Genomic DNA, 5,099 nt, shown 5'->3' on the forward strand with positions numbered 1-5,099 from the left:
AATAAAAATACTTATCAAATAGCTGTTTATGATAAAAAACGAAAAAAATCTTTTGTTTCTAATGTAAGAAATGTTGCTTCATCTCGTTATTTTTATGATTTCCCTTCTGTGGATCAGATGAGAAATCTTGTAGAAGGAGAAAAAGACGCTGATCATATTCTAGAAAATTACGGTAATGATAGTTTCTTTCATGTACAAATGGTCGAAAACTATTTTTCGGATGAAGTTGAAGCTCAATTCAAGGGTTCCTTGTCTAAATTAAAAGCTAAATACACTCTATCTAAAAACCCATTCGAATTGAGAAACATCTTTTCAAATGAAGAAAAGCAAGTTTTATCACACCATATTGCACTTCAGCTAACTCGAACGAATGAATTTCGCAAAACGATTTTAGAAGCTGACGAAAAGGTTATGAAAGCACTGACTTTTATGATAGCAAAAAGCCAGTTTCCTAACGTAACTCAAAATGATTTTGAAGTTGTTAGAAAAAAAGAATTTGAAAGTATAACACACGCATCTCATATGTTTGATGTTGGAGAAAGTGTTGCACAGGCTCTGTTTAACCACGTATGGTTTATAGGGGTTAATGAAAGTACATTACCTATCTACACGTCAGACAATCCAGTGGTGCAATATTCTCATGGTCCTCAAAATGAACTATTTTCATCAGGAGGCATTGCTTCATTCGGTACAGAAATCGCTTTTCCGATAAATGAAAAATTAATTCTTATTATGTATGAAAGAGAATATTGGGAGACTGTAGGTAAACAAAGAGAAAATATTTTCATTTCTCTAAGTGAATCAAATATTACTTTCTATAACTCTCTACAAGTTTTCCAGTCTAATTCTCAGATATATTCTGCTAATGAGGAATTTTCAACAATCAAAGAAATTTTAGAGCGCTCACCTGAAAAAATTCAAAGATTAGAAAAAGTCGAGGTTTTCGGTGGCGGAGAGAAAATCCTTTAGTCACGTCCTTTAAACGAATGTTAAAAAGACATTTTCAATAGTTGATTCCCATTAAAATGTAAAGGGCTGTAAATAGACCTTTACATTTTACCTTCGTTGTTTTTAAACTCATCTTTATTATCAACGTTTGTTTTCTGTCATACTTAATAAGTAAACAAATAAATAAAAAAGAAGGTCATTCATCACGAGAATTAGATGTATATAACAGAACTTGTCCTCACAGGTAAATGAACTAAAAAAACTATTACACAAAGGTTAAAATTTGAAAAATGTTTAGACTATATAAAAAAGGAGATAACATAGTCTTCTGAAAGCTAAATCGTTTAGACCGTACAACAAATACTGTATTTATTGTCTAACTTTTCGTTTCAGTTTACTGCGATGGTATTTTTGTACTGTCACATGAATTTCAGTTAATTCGTTTTTTCTAAAAGGACTTTCTTATTGTGAACGGAGGAAAGATTTTATTATTCAGAAGCAATAAACAAACATTTTCTTCTTAAAAAGATCATTTACAGCCTGATTTTAGATTATCACAAACCCACTTTTCGACATCGGAATGTATACAAAATTCAAAAGTTTAAATTGACTACATGTGGTATTAAAGATTAAAGTACGAGAAAATGATAAGGGCTATATTGTCTCAAAATTTAATGTTCATATTACATAAACAAAGTAAAGTGGTGATATTGATGCAATCAAATGAAATTAAAGTTACTTCATTCCGCGTGTCACAAGAGGTCAAAGAACACATTCAACGTCTAACGGAACAAAGACAGCTGTCGACAAACCAACTGTTCGAGCAATTGATAAAATTAGCCGAACAACAAGCACCTGATCCCTTAATTATAGAAGAGAATACCGCGCTTGAAGCGGCATTGAATCAAGTCCTCGCCCTCTTTAGTGAACGAGCCGCAAGACTTGAATCTCAACAGAAAGAACATAAACGAGTCAGCACTCGTTATAAAAATACCGTTCAATACCTCGAACAAAGCGTAATTGCAGAAACAGAACAACTCAAAGAAGAGTACGAGCAAAAATTTTCATTACATAAGAATGCGCTCACTCAATTACAAGACCAAATCAACCAACTAATCACTGAAAAAAAACTCGTAGAAGAAACGTTCGAAATAGAGCGGAACTCATTTAAAGAAGAATTAAAAGAGCAGAAAAAAAGAGTTTTTCAACTAGAAAATGAATTGAAAACACTCGAGCAAGAACGAAGCCATCTCAATCGCCAGAATCAGAACCTGATGGACGTAATCGATGAAGTGAAGTCACGTACGCACCGGAATAATCAGCTCAAGGAAGAAAATCAGAAGCTTCACTTGGAAGTCCAAATCCTACGGAGAGAAAAAGAAACGTTTGAAGTTCGTTTACAGGAACAAATAGAACTCGCCGTTCTTCGTGAAAGAAATATGCAATCAGATAGAGGTTAATATGTAGCAAAAACACCCCAAAACTTGCACCTGTCCAGTATGCAATGAAATATCATTTAGACGACTTCAATCTTCTAATTCTGAAAAAGCTTAACCCCTTTGAACTGAACCAAAAAAGTTGGACACTAAATAATTTTGTTAAGCGACCTTTAGAACCTGCGTCCAGTATTCAACCGGGCCCAGGTTTTTTAGTCGTTTCTTGATGCGACGATGATTGTAATACTCGATGTAGCGCTCGAGGAGCGCATGGATGCGCCGATAGCCACAACGTCCTTCGTGTGCGTGGAAGAGGGTCCGGATTGCTTCCTTCACGTCTGCGTACTTATCATCGGCCGTCAGGCGCGTCCGCCAATAGTAATAGACGCTTCGAGCCATATCGAGCACCTGGAGGAGCCCCGGTACAGGATAGGTCGTCCGTAGCTCGTCGATCACTTGGGCCTTGATCCGGTTCGTCGCGCTTCCTCTTCTTGAACCAAGGCTTTCAATTTTTTTAACGCTGCGTTCTCCATCTCGAGGAACTCGATCCGTTCCTTGAGCTTCTCGACCTCCGTCATTTCTTTGGGTTCCTGCTTCTTCCGTCTCGCCATCGGGGCACGTCCTTTCGGCTTGGCGACCAGTCCCTCGGGTCCCTCCCGTTCATAAGTGGATCGCCAGTTGGCGATCATCCCGGGAGAAGAGATTCTGTACTTCAGGGCCGCGTCCATCAGGGACATCCCGTTTTCCGCCATGTCTTTTAGTACCCTCAGTTTAAACGTCTGTGAGTGGACTGTATAGGACAGAGCGAAAATCGTCTCGCCCCACCGTTCGTAGAGAAGCACCCATAAACGTACCTGATGATGACTCACCCCGAACTCTTTCCCCAACGTTTTGTAGCCATCCTTATTTGTCAGGTAGCGTTCGACAATTTGAATTTTCAACGCCTTTGTGAATTTGGTCATAAAAAACACCCCATAAAAGTTGGATTTTTATGTCCAACTTTTATGGGGCAGTTCACCTTTTGTCATTTTTTAAGACAGTCATGTATGTGCGTTGTTAGTTCAGTCGGTGCATTATCGAGACAGCGTCCGATGCAGGCCATGCTACGGTGACAACTTTTTTGTACCACTTTCATTTCTGTCAGATGACAGAGAACATGTCGGTTGTCTTCTCCCTCGTACTTCTTAGTTTTGCTTTCTTTATGGCCGTTATACTGATTTATATACTTCTTAGAAACACTTCAATTGAATTCTTTAGAACAAGTTTTCGGATTTAATAAAATAGTCATTCTCAACAGTAATCTGTATCTTATGCAAAGGGCCTTTAAAAAAACTTATGCGCCTTGAGGGAGATGATCCCTGTACTGTACAAGAGTCATCTTTTTCACGTTCCACTGGTAGTGATGGTGATTATAGTAGCTAATGGTCCTACGACCCCCATTACACAAAGAGTAGAACATCGTGCACGCCTCTAATTCGGTGAGTGATGTCCTTGAAATTTCCGCATGATACGTCAGATGCACTTCAGGTTCATCGACACACCGACATGAGCAGATAGAAACATCCTGATCTGCCTAGCCCCTTCTTTCGCTTCTTGAAGTGGAACACCTTCAGAACGAGGTCACAAAGAACCATGTCTTTCACTTCACGTTCCTATCTGTCCTGTACCCTCCGCTTTGAGAAATAGGCGTGGTATCCCTGACGTTACACTCCGACCACGTGACAGAGATAGCCGACCATCCCTTTCATTCTGTGCTTGATGATGACACCTTGAATCAACTCGTATTTTGGTGATGCACTTAGTCCTTCTTTCCCCTCCCTTTCGCTAGGCGGATCTGCATTAATAGTTCGGCCTCGGCTTTTAACAGTTTGTTTTTTGGCCTCTAGCTTTGCGTACCGTTCCTCCGTAGACAGTTCTTCATCTTTGCTACGTCATGAATTGCCTACAGCTCAGACCCATTACCCGTCTCTATTATAAGGCGCTAACCCGCATCTCCTATAAGAGTTTATGCGCGAAGTACCAACCAAACCCGCAGTCACGAAAGATTTCTATCGCAAATCGTCTATCAAGCATCTGTACTATAAAGAGTTCTTTGAACTCATGGGTATCCATGATTCCTTTCGGTCTCACGGCCTTGACGTATTTATTCGTGTCCAACTCATTTATATCTTTCGCCGTAAACAGTTTCTTCGACATCTCAAATTCACTCCCGATATGATTTAGTTCAGTGTACACAAAAACCCTGAGTAATAGACTTTTTAGTGTCTATTACTCAGGGTACAGTTTATTTCAACCTATACACTTTTTAGCGAGGACTTTAAACGCATTGGAGATATTTTACTAATCTATATCATGTAATTGTTTATTCTAATTTCAATAGTAATGAATAATATTAGAGATAACATAAATTCGAGAAAATGAACCGTCATGTACGATGATAGCGTTTATAAAGTAACTTACATTTTCCCAAGCATAATTCCTATCAATGTTGATTCAAATTCACCACTACACTTTAAAAAAATCGCCTCTCTGAAGTTAATAAAATATTCTGTTTGGACCAATCTTACTTTGTGCTAATTTCAAAATATCACCAATTTATTTTTTCATTTCCTTATTACTATTAATCTCACGTTTTTGACAAACACCTCTTTCACTCTGTTTGCCATTTTTCACTGCATAGTCTGGCTTGTAGCCTGCAATACGTCGATTTCGTTC

Annotated in this window: 4 protein-coding genes; 2 read left to right on the forward strand and 2 right to left on the reverse strand. The window is 38.3% G+C overall.

What is annotated here, in order from left to right; translation table 11 throughout:
- Nucleotides 1-969, forward strand: a 969-nt coding sequence (locus GVY43_RS15815; RefSeq protein ID WP_159563820.1) for a DUF4238 domain-containing protein, incomplete at its 5' end; no start/stop codon positions are given.
- Nucleotides 970-1,661: 692 nt separating this feature from the next.
- Nucleotides 1,662-2,408, forward strand: coding sequence for a hypothetical protein (locus GVY43_RS15820; RefSeq protein ID WP_159563821.1), 747 nt, complete (start codon nt 1,662-1,664; stop codon nt 2,406-2,408).
- Between the two features lie 138 nt (nt 2,409-2,546).
- On the opposite strand, the gene GVY43_RS15825 is transcribed toward GVY43_RS15820, so the two are convergent.
- The gene (locus tag GVY43_RS15825) at nt 2,547-2,840 is read right to left on the reverse strand and encodes an IS3 family transposase (RefSeq protein ID WP_159563822.1); all 294 of its coding nucleotides are present in this window, start codon (nt 2,838-2,840) and stop codon (nt 2,547-2,549) included.
- The gene (locus tag GVY43_RS15830; RefSeq protein ID WP_159563823.1) at nt 2,837-3,346 is read right to left on the reverse strand and encodes a helix-turn-helix domain-containing protein; all 510 of its coding nucleotides are present in this window, start codon (nt 3,344-3,346) and stop codon (nt 2,837-2,839) included. Before GVY43_RS15830 ends, GVY43_RS15825 begins: the two co-directional genes overlap by 4 nt.
- Nucleotides 3,347-5,099: the final 1,753 nt, after the last annotated feature.

It is taken from the genome of Exiguobacterium sp. 8H, assembly GCF_902506255.1.
GTDB lineage: Bacteria > Bacillota > Bacilli > Exiguobacteriales > Exiguobacteriaceae > Exiguobacterium > Exiguobacterium profundum.

Excerpts from the sequence above, each read along its gene's own strand:
- GVY43_RS15820 (WP_159563821.1), top strand. The coding sequence starts at position 1,662 with ATGCAATCAAATGAAATTAAAGTTACTTCATTCCGCGTGTCACAAGAG.
- GVY43_RS15830 (WP_159563823.1), bottom strand. The coding sequence starts at position 3,346 with ATGACCAAATTCACAAAGGCGTTGAAAATTCAAATTGTCGAACGCTAC.